General features: G+C 61.3%; 16 protein-coding genes. 11 read left to right on the forward strand and 5 right to left on the reverse strand.

Annotated features, from left to right (window positions below; all coding sequences use genetic code 11):
* Positions 1-99: 99 nt before the first annotated feature.
* Positions 100-873: a 3-hydroxybutyrate dehydrogenase gene (locus K3724_RS10100; RefSeq protein ID WP_259992345.1), complete on the reverse strand. Its 774-nt coding sequence runs from the start codon at positions 871-873 to the stop codon at positions 100-102.
* A gap of 324 nt (positions 874-1,197) precedes the next feature.
* Between K3724_RS10100 and K3724_RS10105 the strand changes: the two genes are divergently transcribed.
* From K3724_RS10105 to K3724_RS10125, 5 genes are all read left to right on the forward strand, one after another.
* Positions 1,198-3,015 (forward strand): extracellular solute-binding protein, encoded by a 1,818-nt coding sequence (locus K3724_RS10105; RefSeq protein WP_409201419.1) that lies wholly within the window; start codon positions 1,198-1,200, stop codon positions 3,013-3,015.
* A gap of 70 nt (positions 3,016-3,085) precedes the next feature.
* Entirely contained in the window at positions 3,086-3,919 is an 834-nt protein-coding gene (locus K3724_RS10110; RefSeq protein ID WP_259992349.1) for a helix-turn-helix domain-containing protein, read from the forward strand.
* 22 nt (positions 3,920-3,941) lie between these two features.
* Positions 3,942-4,418, forward strand: coding sequence for an arsenate reductase ArsC (locus K3724_RS10115; RefSeq protein ID WP_259992351.1), 477 nt, complete (start codon positions 3,942-3,944; stop codon positions 4,416-4,418).
* On the forward strand, positions 4,415-5,071 hold the full coding sequence (locus K3724_RS10120) for an MIP/aquaporin family protein (RefSeq protein ID WP_259992353.1): 657 nt from the start codon (positions 4,415-4,417) through the stop codon (positions 5,069-5,071). Before K3724_RS10115 ends, K3724_RS10120 begins: the two co-directional genes overlap by 4 nt.
* Before the next feature lie 130 nt (positions 5,072-5,201).
* Entirely contained in the window at positions 5,202-5,432 is a 231-nt protein-coding gene (locus K3724_RS10125) for a hypothetical protein (RefSeq protein ID WP_259992355.1), read from the forward strand.
* Positions 5,433-5,461: 29 nt separating this feature from the next.
* Here the strand turns inward: K3724_RS10125 and K3724_RS10130 are convergent, their stop codons facing one another.
* On the reverse strand, positions 5,462-6,085 hold the full coding sequence (locus K3724_RS10130) for a helix-turn-helix domain-containing protein (RefSeq protein ID WP_259992357.1): 624 nt from the start codon (positions 6,083-6,085) through the stop codon (positions 5,462-5,464).
* Positions 6,086-6,149: 64 nt separating this feature from the next.
* On the opposite strand from K3724_RS10130, the gene K3724_RS10135 reads away from it, so the two are divergent.
* From K3724_RS10135 to K3724_RS10150, 4 genes are all read left to right on the forward strand, one after another.
* Positions 6,150-7,655: a class I adenylate-forming enzyme family protein gene (locus K3724_RS10135; RefSeq protein WP_259992358.1), complete on the forward strand. Its 1,506-nt coding sequence runs from the start codon at positions 6,150-6,152 to the stop codon at positions 7,653-7,655.
* Complete coding sequence (locus tag K3724_RS10140) at positions 7,652-8,317, forward strand: DsbA family oxidoreductase (RefSeq protein WP_259992360.1); 666 nt, start codon at positions 7,652-7,654, stop codon at positions 8,315-8,317. The genes K3724_RS10135 and K3724_RS10140 overlap by 4 nt, the downstream gene beginning before the upstream one ends.
* Positions 8,318-8,469: 152 nt before the next feature.
* Positions 8,470-9,705, forward strand: coding sequence for a multidrug effflux MFS transporter (locus K3724_RS10145; RefSeq protein ID WP_259992362.1), 1,236 nt, complete (start codon positions 8,470-8,472; stop codon positions 9,703-9,705).
* 60 nt (positions 9,706-9,765) lie between these two features.
* Entirely contained in the window at positions 9,766-11,439 is a 1,674-nt protein-coding gene (locus tag K3724_RS10150) for a tetratricopeptide repeat protein (RefSeq protein WP_259992364.1), read from the forward strand.
* Positions 11,440-11,496: 57 nt separating this feature from the next.
* Here the strand turns inward: K3724_RS10150 and mfd are convergent, their stop codons facing one another.
* Both mfd and K3724_RS10160 read right to left on the reverse strand, forming a co-directional pair.
* On the reverse strand, positions 11,497-14,961 hold the full coding sequence (gene mfd, locus K3724_RS10155; protein ID WP_259992366.1) for a transcription-repair coupling factor: 3,465 nt from the start codon (positions 14,959-14,961) through the stop codon (positions 11,497-11,499).
* Between the two features lie 44 nt (positions 14,962-15,005).
* On the reverse strand, positions 15,006-15,527 hold the full coding sequence (locus K3724_RS10160) for a component of SufBCD complex (RefSeq protein ID WP_259992368.1): 522 nt from the start codon (positions 15,525-15,527) through the stop codon (positions 15,006-15,008).
* A 184-nt stretch (positions 15,528-15,711) separates the two neighbouring features.
* Between K3724_RS10160 and hemB the strand changes: the two genes are divergently transcribed.
* Entirely contained in the window at positions 15,712-16,710 is a 999-nt protein-coding gene (gene hemB / locus K3724_RS10165) for a porphobilinogen synthase (RefSeq protein WP_259992370.1), read from the forward strand.
* A 151-nt stretch (positions 16,711-16,861) separates the two neighbouring features.
* Positions 16,862-17,437, forward strand: coding sequence for a YSC84-related protein (locus K3724_RS10170; protein ID WP_259992372.1), 576 nt, complete (start codon positions 16,862-16,864; stop codon positions 17,435-17,437).
* 106 nt (positions 17,438-17,543) lie between these two features.
* Here K3724_RS10170 and K3724_RS10175 read toward each other — a convergent pair whose 3' ends face one another.
* Positions 17,544-18,416 (reverse strand): NAD(P)-dependent oxidoreductase, encoded by an 873-nt coding sequence (locus K3724_RS10175; RefSeq protein WP_259992374.1) that lies wholly within the window; start codon positions 18,414-18,416, stop codon positions 17,544-17,546.
* Positions 18,417-18,442 lie beyond the last annotated feature (26 nt).

Consider the following 18,442-nt stretch of genomic DNA (forward strand, 5'->3'; position numbering starts at 1 on the left):
TACACCTGCCTATTTCACCTTTGTGAAAATACTCCGGGGGTGAATTGCCCCCTTGGGGCAAGAGGGGGTCGGCCCCCTCCCGCCGCTTCCACGTAACGCCTACAGTGCCGTCCAGCCGCCATCGACACTCAGTGTCGTGCCGGTAATCTGCGCCGCTGCGTCCGAACACAGGAACACCGTGGTGCCGCCCAGCTGTTCCACAGTGGCGAACTCCCGGCTTGGCTGGCGCTCCAGCATCACCTTCTTGATCACCTCTTCCCGGCCCATGCCGTATTTTTCCATAGTGTCGGGGATCTGCGCCTCCACCAGCGGCGTCAACACATAGCCAGGGCAGATTGCATTACAGGTGATCGGCTCCTCCGCGGTTTCCAGCGCCACCGTCTTGGTCATGCCCACCACCCCATGCTTGGCTGCCACATAGGCCGCCTTAAACGGCGAGGCCGTCAGCCCGTGCGCCGAGGCGATATTGACGATCCGCCCCCAGCCCGCCGCGCGCATTCCGGGCAAGGCGGCGGCCATGGTATGAAAGTTCGAATTCATGTTGATCGCAATGATCGCGTCCCACTTGTCCTGCGGGAAGGTATCGATCGGGGCCACATGCTGGATGCCTGCGTTGTTCACCAGAATATCGCAGGCACCGGCCTTCGCAATCAGCGCCCGGCAATCAGCCCCCTTGGACATATCAGCCTGAATGTACTGTGCCTTGACGCTGAATTCACGGGCGAGCTCAGCTGCCAGCGCGTGATCCTCTTCCCGGTCGGTGAACGAATTCAGCACCACATCGGCCCCGGCCCGCGCCAGTTCGCGTGCAACCCCCAGGCCAATACCTGAATTCGATCCGGTGATAACGGCGGTCTTCCCTTGCAAGGACATCGGCAACTTTCCCTCGGCTGAATGAAACTGACGCCACTGTGCCATGCTGCAGATGCAAAAGAAACGCGTAAGACAGCGGATCGCCCCTTGCAACGCAGGGGCATTTCCCGTCAGAGGCAGTGTGGAAACGTCCGAAAAAAAACGCCCGCACAAGGCGGGCGTTAGTTATTGAGGCAGGTTTCATACAGGCAAGAAACCTATCGAGCAGTGACCTCTTTATAAGCAATTTCCGGCTTTCGTCCAAGCTAAAAGTTTGAAAAGACGAAAAAGCGCACTTAGCGTGCAGAAGCAAGAAAATAAGGGCAGAGCGGGATTGTTGTGAAACTGCGAAAAGAAAATTTCCTGAATCCCGGTGCAGCACTGGCCGGAATCACCTTGGCTTTTGCTGCGAATTTTGCGCAGGCAGAATCAGGTCATGGCATAGCTATGTATGGGGCGCCTGCGCTGCCACCCGATTTTGTGTCTTTACCCTATGCCAACCCCGATGCGCCCAAAGGCGGCAAGGTGGTTTTCGGCAATACCGGCGGCTTTGACTCGCTGAACCCGTTCACCCTTAAGGGGACCGCGCCGTGGCAGCTGAGGTTCTGGGGATACGAGAGCCTGATGGGCCGCTCCTGGGATGAGCCGTTCACGCTTTACGGTCTTTTGGCCGAATCGATTGAGGTCCCCGAGGACCGCTCCTGGGTCGAATTCACCCTCCGTGAGGAAGCGCGATTCTCTGATGGCAGCCCGGTGACGGTGGAAGACGTGCTGTGGTCTTATGAAACCCTGGGCACCAAGGGCCACCCGCGCTATCGCGGTTTCTGGACCAAGGTGGAGCGGATTGAACAGACCGGACCGCGCAGCCTGCGCCTGACCTTCAATGCCAAAGACCGCGAGCTGGCGCTGATCGCCGGAATGCGTCCGATCCTAAAGAAGGCGCAATGGCAGGACAGGGAGTTCGGTGCCGATGACCTGCCCGGCGCCCCGATTGGCACCGGCGCTTATGTGGTCAAGAATTTCGAACCCGGCCGTTTCGTTACCCTGTCCAGAAACCCGGACTATTGGGGCAAAGACTTGCCCTTTCGGCGCGGTACCGGGAACTTTGACGAACTGCGGCTGGATTTCTTTGGCGATGCAACCGTGCTGTTTGAGGCCTTCAAGGCAGGCGAGCTGAGCGCGGTGCGCGAATTCAATGCGGACAAATGGGACAGCGTCTATAACTTCCCGGCCGTGACCCGCGGCGATGTGATCAAAAGCGAAATCCCGCATCAGCGCCCCTCCGGCATGACCGGGCTGGTGATGAACAGCCGCCGCGCCCCGCTGGATGACTGGCGGGTGCGCGAGGCGCTGCTGCTGGCGTTCAATTTCGAATACATCAACGGCACCGTGACCGGCGGCGTGCAACCGCGGATCACCTCTTACTTCTCGGGATCCGGGCTTGGCATGCTGCCCGGCGCAGCTGCCGGCCAGGTCCGCACACTGCTTGCCCCGTTTGCAGACACGCTGTTGCCCGGGACGCTGGAAGGCTACGCGCTGCCGCAAGGCGATGGCAGCAAGCGCAACCGCAGAAATCTGCGCAAGGCGATGAAACTGCTGGCCGATGCAGGATGGAGCGTCACAGACGGCGTGCTGCGCAAGAACAATGGTACGCCATTGGAATTCACCGTTCTGATCCGCCAAGGCGACGGCGAGATGAAGACCATCACTGAAATCTATGCGCGCGCACTGGAGCGGTTGGGCATATCCCTAACGGCGGAAACCGTCGATAATGCCCAGTATGTCGAACGCCAGAGCGCTTATGATTTCGATCTCACCCGTTACCGCCGGGAGTTGTCGCTAAGCCCCGGCAACGAACAGCGCTATTACTGGGGCAGCGAGGGCGTCAGCCAGCCCGGCAGCCGCAACCTGATGGGCATGGACAGCCCGGCTGCCGAAGCGATGATCGATGCCATGCTGACAGCAAAGGACCCTGAGGATTTCACCGCCGCCGTGCGGGCGCTGGACCGGGTTCTGACCGCGGGACGCTATGTCATTCCATTCTGGCGGTTCGATGCGGGGCGGATCGCCCATGTCAAGGAAATGCGGTTCCCGGAATACCTGCCGATCTATGGCGACCGGACCGGATTCATGCCGGATGTCTGGTGGTATCAATCAGACTGAGGCGCTGACCAGCGGCTGCCCATAGACGGGGCAGTTGACTTACGGCTTATAATTCCATATTTCCCGAAATATGGAATTAGACATCACAGATAAGCTCAGCGCCCTTGCACATCCGAACCGTCTGGCCCTGTTCCGCCTGTTGATGCGGCGCTATCCGGACGCTGTTCCAGCGGGCGAGATTGCCTCGGCGCTGGACTTCAAGCCCAACACGGCTTCTGCTTACCTGTCAGTCCTGAAACAGGCCGGGCTGATCAGCCAGCACCGGACCGGAACTTCGCTGATGTACACCGCCGATCTGCCTGGCTTGCGCGGTCTGTTTGATGACCTGCTGACAGGCTGCTGCCAGAACCGGCCCGATATCTGCAGCCCTTTCACGAATGAAGAAAGGGCCATGCCGACGGTTGAGCACCCGTTTAACGTTCTGTTCATCTGTACTGGCAATTCCGCCCGGTCGCTGCTTGCCGAGGCCATTTTAAACCAATCCGGCGAAGGCAAGTTTCGCGCCTATTCGGCTGGCACTCTGCCCTCGTCCGGTCCGCGCCCCGAGGTGGCGTCCCTGCTGTTGGCCAAGGGCTATGACACCAGCGCGCTGCATTCCAAGGATCTGGTCGAATTTTCAGCCCCGGATGCACCAAGCATGGATTTCATCTTCACCGTCTGCGACCACGCCGCCAATGAGGAATGCCCGGCCTGGCCCGGCCAGCCGATGAGCGCCCACTGGGGGATGGCAGATCCGGTCAAGGCGACAGGCACCGACGCCGAACGGCACCTGGCCTTTCAGCAGGCCTACGGGTTGCTGCGCAATCGGATCAAAGCCTTTGCGGCGCTGCCCTTTGAAACGCTCGACCGCCTGTCGCTTCAGCATCAGGTTGACGGCATCGGCCGCGTAAATTCTTCCGACTAACCCAATAGAACGGTCAAAACCCATGAACATTCTTGTCCTCTGCACGGGCAACTCCGCCCGCTCCATCCTGCTGGAGTCAATCTTCAACACCCTGGGCTCTGGCCGCATCCGTGCGTTTTCTGCAGGCTCCAACCCCACCGGCGAGGTGCATCCGCAATCGCTGGTACTGCTGGAGGAACTCGGCCACGATACCGCCGGCGCCCGCTCCAAAAGCTCGGACGAGTTTGCCGTTCAGGGCGCACCGGAAATGGACATGGTGATCACCGTCTGCGCCTCAGCCGCGGGCGAAACATGCCCGATCTGGCCCGGCGCGCCGGTCCGCGCCCATTGGGGCGCCGCAGATCCGGCTGCCGCGGACCAGCCCGAATGGGACACCGCCTTTCGCGCGGCTTATGCCACGCTGGAAAAGCGCGCCAAGGCGCTGCTCGATGTGCCGTTTGAAACCATGAACGCAACCGAGCTGACACAGCAGCTTAAGCGGATCGGAGAAATCCAATGACCGGGCAGAAACTTCTGGCCGAGGGGCTGGGCACAGCCATGCTGCTGGTCGGTGTTGTTGGCTCCGGGATCATGGCTGAAAACCTGGCCGGAGGAAACGTGGCCCTAGCCCTGCTGGCCAATGCTGTTGCCACCGGCTGCATGCTTTATGCGACCATCACTACCCTGGGTCCGATTTCAGGCGCCCACTTCAACCCGGCCGTGACCCTTGCCTTCGCCCTGCGCGGCGAACATGAATGGCGTGCGGTGACACCTTACGTTCTGGTGCAGATCGGAGGCGGAATCCTGGGGGTCTGGGCTTGCCACGCAATGTTTGATCTTGCAGTTTTGCAAAGCTCTGAGACTATGCACCGAACAGGAACAGCGCAGTGGTTTTCCGAAATCCTGGCCACGTTCGGCCTGTTGTTCGTGATTTTCGGCGGGCTGCGGTCGCGTCCCGATACAGTGCCTGCTCTGGTCGGAATCTACATCACCGGAGCCTACTGGTTCACCTCTTCGACCAGCTTTGCCAACCCGGCGGTGACTATTGCCCGCGGCTTCAGCGACACTTTTGCAGGCATCTATCCGGGGCATATCCCGATGTTCATTGTGATGCAGCTGATTGCGGTTGGAATCGGCCATCTGGTGCTGCCCCGGCTGTTCGCACCGGCCTAAGCGCTGGCAAAAAACCGCTTAACACGGCGGCCTTGGGCTGATGCCCCGGGGCCGACGTTACGCGACGGCAGAAAAAATGCTAGCATGAGGGTCCAACAACCATAATCAGTTTGTCAGGGAGGCCCCCCCAATGCCTGTACAGACAGCAGCTGCCAGCTGGATTGACAGGATGCCCCGCATCAAACAGCGCTTTCCGCATCTGAAAGCCAGCAACGCGCCGTCACTTGTCGATGACCGGGACAGATTTGTTGCCTATTTGGCCCGCACCCATCATCTCACGCTGAACGAAGCCAGGGAAGAAGTGGACGACTTCCTGTATATCGAAAGCCTGCTGAGAGAGCTGGACGGGCGGACGCACTAGCAGCGCAGCCGCCTTTTGAAGTCCAGGCCTCAAGCCAGCGACGTCACCCAAAGGATCATTGCGTCTTCGGGGCTGACAGATATGACATTATGCCCCATGGCTGCGTCGTAATAGGCGCTGTCACCGCGGCGCATTTCAATCGGCTCGTAGAATTCCGTGTAAAGCTTGACCACCCCGGTCAGCACATACAGAAACTCCTCGCCGTCATGGCGCACCCAGCCGTCAAACTCATCCAGCGACCGCGCCCGTACCCGCGCCCGGTAGGGCAGCATTTGCTTGCGCGACATACCGTCCGCCAGCAGCTCGTGCTCATATGTTGCGGTGGCATGGGCCGAACCGTCACCGGATTTGGTCACCGTCATCCGCCCGTTCACCTGGCCGCGCTGCGGCTGGGTAAACAGCTGCGGCACCGAGATCTGCAGGCCCACGGCCAGCTTCTTAAGCGCCTCGTAAGTCGGTGACATCTGACCGTTTTCGATCTTGGACAAGGTCGAACGCGCCAAACCGGCCTGATTGGCAGCATGTTCCAATGTCCAGTCCCGCGCCTTGCGCAGTTCGCGCACACGCGCACCCAGGTCCAATGGCTCTGCTGCGTCATCTCCGCCGTTTGCACGGGCGATGGTAATCAGGGACTTCGGGTCACGGCTTGTCATAGCCACTCTATAAGCCGCACCTGCGCAGCTTGCAACGCAGGACGGCGCGGGCTAGCCAATTGCCATGCTGTCCGTTTTTGATCAGGGGCCTTTTGCGCCCTGCCCTTCGCCTTTCAACCTCGCGGCCCATGTGCTGCGCCATGCCCATCGGCTGGCGGCCAAGACCGCACTGTCGGTTCTCGCAGGCGATGCCAGCGAAGACTGGAGCTATGCCCGGCTTGAAGCAGCGGTGCGCGGAACCGGAACAGGGCTGCTTAAAGCGGGATTGCAACCTGGAGATATTGTGCTGATGCGGCTGGGGAACACGGTTGAGTTTCCCATTGCCTATCTCGGCGCCATTGCCGCCGGATTGGTGCCGGTGCCGACCTCAGCCCAGCTTACAGCGCCGGAAACCGCCCGGATGATCGCGGATTTGCAACCGGCAGCAGTCCTGCGCGATCCCGAAGTCCCGTGCGCGAGTCACCCGCTTCAGATCAGCACCGCCGACTTGCTGGAAATGCACCGTCTGCCTCCCTGCAGCTACGCCCTTGGAGACCCGGACCGCCTCGCCTATGTGGTCTACACCTCCGGCACCAGCGGAAATCCGCGCGCCGTGGCCCACGCCCACCGGGCTGTTTGGGCGCGGCAGATGATGGTGGATGGCTGGTACGGGCTGACGCAGGATGACCGGCTGATGCATGCCGGTGCTTTCAACTGGACCTTCACGCTGGGCACCGGCCTGCTGGATCCTTGGGCGGCGGGTGCAACGGCGCTGATCCCGCAGCCCGGAACCCCGCCTCAGAACCTGCCCGCGCTGCTGCGCCGCCACCGCGCGACCCTCTTTGCGGCAGCCCCCGGCGTTTACCGGAAACTCCTGCAGTCCGGACCGCTTGAATTGCCGGATTTGCGGCATGGGCTTTGCGCTGGTGAAAAGCTCTCCCAGCATCTGCGCGCGGCCTGGGAGGCGGCAACAGGCCACAGATTGTTTGAGGCTTTCGGCATGTCGGAATGCTCAACCTTCATTTCGTCTTCGCCGTCCTGCCCCGCACAGGATGGGTCACTCGGGAAGCCGCAACCCGGACGCAGAACCGCCATTCTGGGCAGCGGCGGACCCGTTCCCATGGGGGAAGAAGGCACCATCGCCATCCACCGCTCGGACCCGGGGCTGATGATTGGCTATCTGAATGCGCCTGAAGAAACCGCCGCCCGCTATCAGGGGGATTGGTTCCTGACCGGTGATCAGGGCGCAATGTCGAAGGACGGACAGATCCGCTACCTGGGCCGCGCTGACGACATGATGAATGCGGGCGGCTACCGCGTGTCCCCGATCGAGGTTGAAACCGCTTTGGCGTCGCATCCCGGCATCACTCAGGCCGGCGCCGCAGCGGTAGAGGTGAAGCCTGAGACCTTCATCATCGCCGCCTTCTATACCGGTCCCGAAGAGGTGAACGCCGCAGAGCTGCAAGCCTTTGCATCCCAGCGCCTGGCCCGTTACAAGCAGCCCCGCGCTTATGTGTATCTTGACGCCCTGCCCGCAGGTGCCAATGGGAAGCTGCTGCGCCGCGCCCTGCCCGCCCTGTTCAAAGGATGACCCAAATGACCACTGTCAAACTCGACATCCTGTCGGACCCGATCTGCCCCTGGTGCTATATCGGCAAGACCCATCTGGACAAAGCGCTGGCCGAGGTTCCGGATCATCCCTTTGTCATTGAATGGCATCCGTTCCAGCTGAACCCCGACATGCCGCGCGAAGGCATGGACCGGCGCGACTACCTGGAACGCAAGTTCGGCGGCAAGGAGGGCGCGGTGAAAGCCTATGCGCCAGTGGTGGAGCACGCGGAAAAGGCCGGGCTGACCATCAATTTTGAGGCGATGACGCGCACGCCAAACACGCTGGATGCACACCGGCTGATCCATTGGGCCGGAATTGAAGGCAAGCAGACCGAGGTGGTGGATGCTTTGTTCCAAGCCTACTTTGTGGACGCCAAGGACATCGGCGACCACACAGTTCTGGCCGGCGTCGCACGCGAGGCCGGAATGGATGCAGATGTCGCCGCACGCCTGCTGCAAGGCGACAGCGACATTCAGGCCATCCAGGACCGCGACGCCCATTCCCGCAAGATGGGGGTACGTTCGGTGCCGACCTTCATTGTCGCCAGCCAGCACGCCGTGCCCGGTGCCCAGCCGCCGGAACTGTGGAAGCAGGTGATCGAAGACATTCAGCAGCAGCTGAAAGACGCAGAGGCCGAATAACCTCGCGGCAAATTGCTTAGCATCGCAACAATGCACAGTTTGCTGTGCAGCCGGGCGCTGGCCCGGTATGCGGATTCGTGATAGCGGAACCGGACAGCTCCCGGACCGGCCTTGTTCCCCGGAAACATCTGAAGAGCTGTTAGAGGTTTCAAATGTCACAACCCCAGGTTCACTCTCCGGCCCACGGCATGGCCAAGGCCGAATTCATTGCGCTGATCGCGATGATGTTTGCCACCATTGCGTTTTCCATCGACGCGATGCTGCCCGCCCTGCCCGAAATCGGCCAGGCACTTAGCCCGGATGACATTAACCGCGCCCAGCTGGTGCTGACTTCTTTTGTGCTGGGTATGGGCATCGGCACGTTTTTTACTGGCCCGCTGTCTGATGCCTTTGGCCGCAAGACTGTCATTGCCGGCGGTGTTGCGTTGTACATCGCAGCATCTGCCGTCGCCTGGAAGGCGCAATCGCTGGAGCTGCTGCTGGCCTCCCGCATTGTCATGGGGCTGGGTGCCGCCGGGCCGCGGGTTGTCGGCATTGCCATCGTGCGGGATTTGTACTCGGGCCGGGAAATGGCCCGGATGATGTCGATTGCTATGATGATCTTCACCCTGGTTCCCGCCTTTGCACCGATGCTGGGTGCGGGCATCATTGCCTTTTCCAGCTGGCGCAGCATCTTCCTGGCCTTTGCCATTTTCGCCATCCTCATCGTGATGTGGATGGGCCTGCGCTTGCCGGAAACCCTAGCAGTGGAGAACCGCCGCCCCTTCCGTCTGCCGCTGCTTTTGGGCGCGGTGAAGGAAATGTTCGCCCACCCGGCTGTGCGCCTGTCTATTCTGGTGCAGACCCTTTGCCTGGGCATGCTGTTCACCATGCTGACCATGGTGCAGCAGGTCTATGACGTGATCTTTGACCGCGCTGGCAGCTTCCCCTTCTGGTTTGGATTTGTGGCCTTGATGGCGGGTACTGCCAGTCTGCTGAATGCAGCAATCGTGGTCCGCGTTGGTATGCGCCGGATCGTGACATGGTCCTTGGCCGCCCAGGTCTGCATTTCCGCGATTATGCTGGTGCTCAGCGGTCAGGCGCTGCCGGAAACGCTGCTGTTCGGCCTGTTTGTCGCCTGGCAGACCAGCGTGTTCTTTCTGGCCGGCACCACGCTTGGCAATCTCAACGCGATCGCGATGGAGCCGATGGGCCATATTGCCGGCATGGCGGCCTCGGTCATCGGTGCGATCTCCACCGTTCTGGCCGCCGCGATTGCCGCACCTGTGGGCCTGCTGTTTGACGGCTCGCTGCTGCCGCTGGCTGCAGGGCTGCTGACAATGGCCGGCCTTGCGTTCCTGCTGATGCTGCAAATGGCACGGGCTGAGGCGCAATTGCCCGCAGAATAACTATCTTGTCCGGGTCAACACCTCTGCCTAACCTCTCCAAATACTTGGGGAGGTTTTTTCATGGGTTACGATTATGATCTCGGCAGCCATTCCTGTCAGGTAACGGCAGCTTCTCCAGAGGCGCAGATATGGTTCGACCGCGGCTTGATCTGGACCTATGGCTACAACCACGAGGAAGCCGTCAGGTGTTTCAAGCAGGCGCTAGGGTATGATCCCGGCTGCGCCATGGCCCATTGGGGCGTGGCCTATGCAACCGGCCCGAATTACAATCTGCCCTGGAACTTGCGGGACGGCAAAGGCCGTGCCGAAGATCTGGCACAGGTTTATGACGCCGCCCAATCCGCGCTGGCTTGTTTAGAGGGCTGCACCGAGGCCGAGCGGCAGCTGATCCTTGCCCTTCAGGCCCGCTACCCCCAGCGCGAGGCCGCCGGGGACATGCACGCTTGGGACTACGCTTTCGCAGACGCCATGCGCGCGGCCTTTGCCGCCTGCCCGGATCATCTGGACCTGCGCACGGTCTATGCCGAAAGCCTGCTGAACCTGACCCCTTGGAAAATGTGGGACTTGAAAACCGGCCTGCCTGCCGAAGGGGCCGCGACCTTGGAGGCGCAGGAGGTTCTGGAATGGGCAATGGAGAACGACCCCTGCGCGATGAGGCACCCCGGCCTGCTGCATCTATATGTGCATCTGATGGAGATGTCGCCAACGCCGGAAAAAGCCCTGAAGGCCGCAGATGTTTTGCGCACACTGGTGCCGGACGCAGGCCATCTGGTGCATATGCCGACCCATATCGACGTGCTGTGCGGTGACTACCACAACGTCGTGCATTGGAACCAAAAGGCGATTGAGGCCGACCTGAAATACTACCAGCGCGAGGGCGCCTTCAACATCTACACCGGCTACCGCCAACATAACTACCACTTCGTCATCTTCGGCGCGATGTTCCTGGGCCAGATCGAACCTGCGTTGCAGGCCAATCAGGGTATTCTGGACACGACCCCGCCGGAAATGCTGCTGGTAGAAAGCCCGCCTATCGCGGATTTCTTTGAAAGCTACATGGCAATGCACCCCCACATCCTGGTCCGTTTTGGCCGCTGGGATGAGGCCATGGCACTGCAGCTGCCTGAAGACACAGCGCTCTATTGCACCTTGACCGCCAACACCCATTACGCCCGCGCCATCGCATTTGCCGCAACTGGCCGCGTGTCAGAGGCCGAAGCGGAGGAGCAGCTGTTTCTGACTGCCAAGACGAACGTTCCGGAGAGCCGACTGCTGCACAACAACCGTGTGGTGGATCTGCTTGAAATCGCAACTGAAATGCTGCGCGGTGAGATTGAGTACCGCAAAGGGAACTACGACGCGGCTTTTGCCCATTTGCGCCGCTCAGCTGAATTGGACGATAACCTGCCTTACGATGAGCCCTGGGGCTGGATGCAGCCCAGCCGCCATGCGCTTGGGGCGCTGCTGTTTGAGCAGGGCCGCTCGGGAGAAGCCGAGGCGGTCTACCGTGCGGACCTGGGGTTGGATGGTACTCTGCCGCGCGCCTCGGTCCATCCGAACAATATCTGGAGCCTGAAAGGCCTGCATGATTGCCTGAAGGCCCGCGGCGAAACCGTTGAAATCCGGCACATAAAGCAGAAACTCGATATGGCGCTTGCCCGCGCCGACCAGGCGGTGGCTGCGTCCTGTTTCTGCGCACAGGCAGCAACGACGCCGGACAGCTGCTGCAGCTGAGCAAAATGTCTTCAAAGACATTTGCCAAGGAAATTCGAATTTCCTTGGCTCTGCGTGTCAAGCTTTCGCTTTTGCCTTGGCCTTTTTCTTCTCTGCCACGACTTTCTCTGCCAGGTCGCGGGCAATGGCAAAGGCGCCCTTGATCTTGTCGCTGTCTTTCTTCCAGTCCCGGCGCACAACGATTTTGTTGTCCTTGACCTTGGCCAGCCCATTCTGTCCCTGGATGAACTCCACCAGCCCCTGGGGCGAGGCGAATTTGTCATTGTGGAACTGAATTGTGGCGCCCTTCGGCCCGCCGTCCATCTTGGCAATGCCTGCGCGTTTGCACATTCCCTTGATCCGCACCACCAGCATCAGCGTGTTGACCTCTTTCGGCAGCTTGCCGAAACGGTCGATCAGCTCAGCCGCAAAACCTTCCAGCTCCACCTTGGTCGACAGCGACGACAGTCGGCGGTACAGTCCGAGACGCACATCCAGATCCGGCACGTAATCTTCCGGGATCAGCACCGGAACGCCCAGGTTGATCTGCGGCGCCCATTGCGCATCGGCGTCCGAGAGGCCCTCCATCTCACCCGCCTTGATCTTGGCAATCGCCTCCTCCAGCATCGACTGGTACAGTTCATACCCCACATCGCGCATCTGGCCGGATTGCTCATCGCCCAGCAGGTTGCCGGCACCGCGGAGATCAAGGTCTTGCGAGGCCAGGGTAAAGCCGGCGCCCAATGTGTCGAGCGAGCCCAGCACCCGCAGCCGTTTCTCTGCCGCCGGTGTCAGCCGCTGGCGCGGTTTGGTGGTGAGATAGGCATAGGCACGGGTTTTCGAACGCCCCACCCGGCCCCGGATCTGATAGAGCTGCGACAGGCCGAACATGTCGGCGCGGTGCACCACCATCGTGTTGGCGGTCGGAATGTCGAGGCCCGATTCCACAATCGTTGTTGCCAGCAGGACGTCATATTTACCGTCATAAAACGCGTTCATCCGGTCATCAAGTTCGCCCGCTGCCATCTGCCCATGCGCCACCACATAGGTGAGTTCGGGCAGCTGCGCCTGCAGGAACGCCTCGACATCCGGCAGGTCGGTGATCCGTGGCACCACATAGAAGCTTTGCCCGCCGCGGTAATGCTCGCGCAGCAGCGCCTCGCGGATAGTGACGGTGTCGAACTCGCTGACGTAGGTGCGGATTGCCAGACGGTCCACCGGCGGGGTGCCGATGATCGACAGGTCCCGCACACCGGTCAGCGACAGCTGCAGTGTGCGCGGGATCGGTGTGGCCGTCAGCGTCAGCACATGGATGTCACTGCGCAGCTGTTTCAGCCGTTCCTTGTGGCCCACGCCAAAGTGCTGTTCCTCGTCGATGATCAGCAGCCCGAGATTCTGGAACCTGATGTTCTTGGCCAGCACAGCGTGGGTGCCGACAACGATATCGACGGTCCCCTTGGCCAGCCCTTCACGGGTCTGGCTGGCCTCCTTGGTGCTAACAAAACGCGACAGCTGCCTGACCTGCAAAGGAAACCCGCGAAAACGCTCGGCAAAGGACGCCGCGTGCTGGCGCGCCAGCAGTGTGGTCGGTGCCACCACCGCCACCTGCAGGCCCGTCATCGCTGCGACAAAAGCCGCGCGCATTGCCACCTCGGTCTTGCCAAAGCCCACGTCGCCGCAGATCAGCCGGTCCATCGGCTGGCCTGAGTGCAGATCCTCCATCACGTCCTGGATGGCGCGCAGCTGGTCATCGGTCTCCTGATACGGGAAGCGGGCGGAAAATTCCTCCCAGGCATGCGGCGGCGGGTCCATCACCGGTGCCTTGCGCAGGGCGCGTTCGGCTGCAATGCGGATCAGCTTGTCCGCCATCTCGCGGATGCGTTCTTTGAGCTTGGCCTTCTTGGCTTGCCAAGCGCCGCCGCCCAGCCGGTCCAGCAGGCCTTCGTCATGGCCGTATTTGGACAGCAGTTCGATGTTTTCAACCGGCAGGTACAGTTTGGACGCTTCGGCATATTCCAGCAGAATGCATTCATGCGCGGCACCCGCGGCAGTCACCACTTCCAACCCCTTGTAGCGGCCGATGCCGTGGTCCACATGCACCACCAGATCACCAGGGCTGAGCGACTGGGTTTCGGTCAGGAAGTTCTCGGCCTTGCGGCGTTTCTTCGGTGCCCGGATCAGCCGGTCACCCAGCACATCCTGCTCCGAGATCACCGTCATGTCCGGCGCTTGGAACCCGTGTTCCAGCGCCCAGACCGCCAGATGCAGGCCGCTTTTGCCGATCCGCGTGCCATCCATCACCGGGATGGCTTCTGCAAGGCCTTCATCCTCAATCAGCCCGGTCAGGCGTTCGCGTGCGCCTTCGGAGTAAGAGGCAATAAGAACCGGCCCCTCTTGCATCCGCGCCTTAATATGGGATGCCAAAGCCCCGAAAAGACTGATGCTTTCCTGCTGCCGCTCGGGTGCGAAGTTGCGCCCGATCCGCCCGCCGGCGTCCACGGTGCCGGGACCCGAGGCCTGCGGCAGCGGATGCAGTTGCACCACACGATGCTCTGCCGATGCGGCCTCCCAAGCGGCATCATCCAGATACAGCAAACCCGGCGGCGTGGGTTTATAGACTGTATCAATCCGCCCCTTCTGCGCCATCGCGTGTTTGCGGGTTTCAAACTGGTCCTCGATGGTGTCCCAGCGCGCCAACCGTGCTGGTGTCACCTGATCATCCAGTGTCACCGTTGCCTGCGGCAGGTAGTCGAACAGGGTTTCCAGCTTTTCATGGAAGAACGGCAGCCAATGCTCGATCCCCTGATGCTTGCGCCCTGCACTCACTGCCTCGTACAGCGGATCATCCGTACCGGCGGCGCCGAATTCGATCCGGTAGTTCTGACGGAACCGGGTGATTGCCGCCTCGTCCAGGATCACTTCGGACACCGGCGCCAGCTCCACCACCTCCAGCTTCTCGGTGGTGCGCTGCGAGGCCGGATCGAACCGCCGTGCGCCATCCAGCACATCGCCGAACAGATCCAGCCGCACCGGGCCGCTTTCGCCCGGCGGGAAGATATCGATGATCCCGCCGCGCACCGCATAGTCGCCCGGCTCCATCACCGTCGGGCTTTGGGTGAAGCCCATACGCACCAGGAAGCTGCGCAGCGCGCCTTCGTCAATCCGGTGATCGACACGGGCGGTAAAGGCCGCCTCGCGCAGCACATCGCGCGCAGGCAGCCGCTGGCTGGCGGCATTCAATGTGGTCAGCAGCACAAACTGCTTGGGCATCTGATGCACCAGGGCCGCCAGCGTGGCCATCCGCGCAGCCGAGATATCGGCGTTCGGCGACACCCGGTCATAAGGCAGGCAATCCCAGCCCGGAAAGACAAACACCGGCATCTGCGGCGCAAAAAAGGCAAGTGCCGACCGCATTGCCTCCATCCGCTTGTCGTCACGCGCCACATGCAGAACCGGCGCGCCGGATTTCTGCACTTCCTTCAGGATCAGCCGGGCATCAAACCCTTCGGGCGCGCCGCCCATGGTGATTGCACGCTGTGCCATGCCTTATCCTTTCCGGGTGTCCTCAATCGGTCTCAGCCCGCCTGTTAAAATGCCCCGATGGTCAGGTTTTGATACATGCCCCAGAACGCGGTGACCACAATGGAGATGACCCCGACGACCTGCACATAGAGCCGGCAAAACGCCAATCTTTTGCGCAGCTCCCCGCCCGTGGCACCGTCCTGCGAGATCCGGCGCGCGGTTGAAAAGCTGATCAGCCCGACCACAGCCATTGGAAACACCAGCAGGAATACAGCCTGGGCAATCTCCAGCAGGAATACAAAGCCAAGCACAGCCAGCCCGGACATCACGAAACAGGACAGCGCCACCAGCCAGGGGCCTGAAACCTCGGAGATGTACAGCAGGCGGTTCACATTGACCCGGACCATATCCTCCAGATCGCGTTCCGCCTGGCCGCCATTTCGCTGCGCCCGCTGAACCATGTCATAGGGAACCCCCAGGATCCTATTGCTCGCCGTCGACCAGAGCACCGCCAGCGCAATCCAGTACCACAGGTTGGAGAATGACCGCAGCTCAATCATCTCATAGATAATATGAAGCAGATCCACGCCAGCCCCCCGCTTGTGCCCGCAGATCCTCGGGCTGGAATTTGTCAACCGGCCCTATATCAACCGGGAAGCGCGCACAGGCAAGCCCCGCCTGCTGCACAAGTTTTTTGGCGCGGCGATTGTGCCCCTTGTTCCCGGGGCCGCTTCCATGCCACCCATAGGCAAGCCAAATCGAGAGACCGCCATGAAGCCCACCGTTGCGCCCTTTCCCGCCGCCCGCCTGCGCCGTACCCGTGCCAGCCAGGCCATCCGTGACCTGGTCCGGGAGAACACCCTGACGCCGTCTGATTTCATCTGGCCGGTGTTTGTCCGTGAAGGGGAAGGCATCGAAGAACCGATTGCTTCGATGCCCGGTGTGGTGCGCCGCTCGGTGGACAGGATTGCCGAAGCCGCGGTTGAGGCGCAGGCGCTGGGGATCCCGGCGATCTGCCTTTTTCCCTACACCGATGCCTCGCTCAAGACCGAAGATTGCGCCGAGGCCTGGAACCCCGGAAACCTCACCAACCGCGCAATCCGCGCGATCAAGGATGCGGCGCCGGATATCGCAGTGATGACTGACGTGGCGCTGGACCCCTACAATATCAACGGCCACGACGGTTATGTGGTCGATGGCGAGATCGTCAATGACGCCACCGTCGAGGCGCTGGTCAAAATGACGCTCGCTCAGGCCGATGCCGGCGCCGACATCATCGGACCGTCCGACATGATGGACGGGCGGATCGGCGCGATGCGCAGCGCGCTGGAAAAGGCCGGCCACTACAATGTGGCGATCCTCTCCTATTCGGCCAAATACGCCTCTGGCTACTATGGGCCGTTCCGTGATGCGGTCGGCGCCTCGGGCGCGCTGAAGGGCGACAAGAAAACCTACCAGATGGATCCCGCCAACAGCGACGAAGCGCTGCGGCTGATTGAGCGCGATCTGATGGAGGGCGCCGACATGGTGATGGTCAAACCGGGGATTGCATACCTGGACATCTGCCACCGGGTGAAATCCACCTTTGGAGTGCCGACCTATGCCTATCAGGTCTCAGGCGAATACGCGATGATCCAGGCCGCGGCGCAAAACGGCTGGATCGACGGCGAAACGGTGATGATGGAAAGCCTGATGGCTTTCAAACGGGCGGGCTGCAACGGCATTCTGACCTATTTCGCACCCGCCGCGGCCCGGTTGCTGAACGGCTGACCCCGCCGAACGCGGCGGTTGCGGATCACCTCAGCGGGAAGCCGCCGCTGTCCAGATGGCAACGGATGACAGGCAGCGGTTTTCCGCGTATACATTTGCCCAGAGCCGGAGCATACCGGCCTTGGAGCAAATCATTACAGGCACCTGAGAAATGAGCAGTTTTTCCTCTTCCCGCATGACCCGCCGCGTCTTTGCCCTGACGGCCCTGGCCGGCGCCGGCGTCACCGCCGCATGCGGCAACGGCATAGGCAACAGCAATGGCGCGACCATCGACGCCCGCGTTGATAGCACGCTGAACCAAATGTACAGCCAGTACCCCAACACCCGCACCCTGGCCGATAAGGCAACCGGCATGCTGGTAATGCCGCTGGTCACAGAGGCGGGCTTTGTATTCGGCGGGGCCTATGGGCGCGGCGCCCTGCGGATCAACGGCGTGACCGTCGATTATTACGCCACTTACAAGGGCAATGCGGGTCTGCAGATCGGCGCCCAGCAGTATGCCCACGTGCTGTTCTTCATGACCGAAGGCGCCTTGGCCGGCTTCCGCCGCTCGTCCGGTTGGGCGGCAGGCGCAGATGTGGAATATGTGATCAAGGACGAAGGCAACGCGCTGAGTGCCGACACCAATACGCTGACGTCCCCGGTGCTTGCAGTGGTCTTTGCCCAGGCAGGCCTGCGCGTTGGTGCGACCTTGGAAGGCACCAAATACACCCGTATCATCCCCTAACTGATCCGGGACGCGGCCGTGGCTCACGGCCTTCGCTTCTTTCTGGTTAAAAATACCTCCGCCGGAGGCATGGCCTTTCCCGCTGGAAAGGCCATTTTCCTTACCCTCAGTCCAGTTTGCGCAGCCGTTTGAACAGCGACGAGGTATCCCAGCGCCCGCCGCCCATCTTTTGCACGTCCTTGTAGAACTGATCCACCAGAGCTGTGACCGGCAGGCTGGCGCCGGTTTCATCCGCTGCATCCAGGCAGATACCCAGATCCTTGCGCATCCAATCCACCGCAAAGCCATGCTCGAAATGATCGTCCAGCATGGTCTCGTAACGGTTGGCCATCTGCCAGCTGCCCGCCGCGCCCTGGCTGATCACTTCGACCACCGCGCGCCCGTCCAACCCGGCCTTCTCGGCAAAATGCAGTGCCTCGCTCAAGCCCTGCACCAGACCGGCAATCGCGATCTGGTTGCTCATCTTTGTCAGCTGCCCCGCGCCGGAGCCACCGATCCTGCGGCAGATTTTCGCGTAGGCATCAATCACCGGCTCAACCCGCGCATAGGCGCCTTCATCGCCGCCGCACATTACCGACAGCACCCCGTTTTCCGCCCCTGCCTGACCGCCGGAGATTGGTGCATCCACAAAGAACACGCCTTTCTCTTCAGCCGTGCCATGCAACTCGCGGGTCACGGTTTCCGACACCGTAGTGTGATCAACAAACACCGCGCCTTCGCGCATACCGGCAAAGGCCCCGTCCGCCCCCAGGCAGACCGAGCGCAGATCGTCGTCATTGCCAACACAGGCCATTACAAATTCCGCCCCCGCCGCAGCCGCCCGCGGTGTGGCGCCGAACTGGCCGCCATGCTCGGCGGCCCAGGCCTTTGCCTTGGCTTCGGTCCGGTTGTAGACGGTGACCTCATGGCCCGCAGCCTGCAGGTGCCCGGCCATCGGATAGCCCATGACGCCGAGCCCCAGAAACGCGATTTTTGCCATCTGCTTTTCCCTTGATCTGTCTTCGC

Origin of the sequence: Leisingera sp. M658 (assembly GCF_025144145.1) — a bacterium.
Classification (GTDB): Bacteria; Pseudomonadota; Alphaproteobacteria; order Rhodobacterales; family Rhodobacteraceae; genus Leisingera.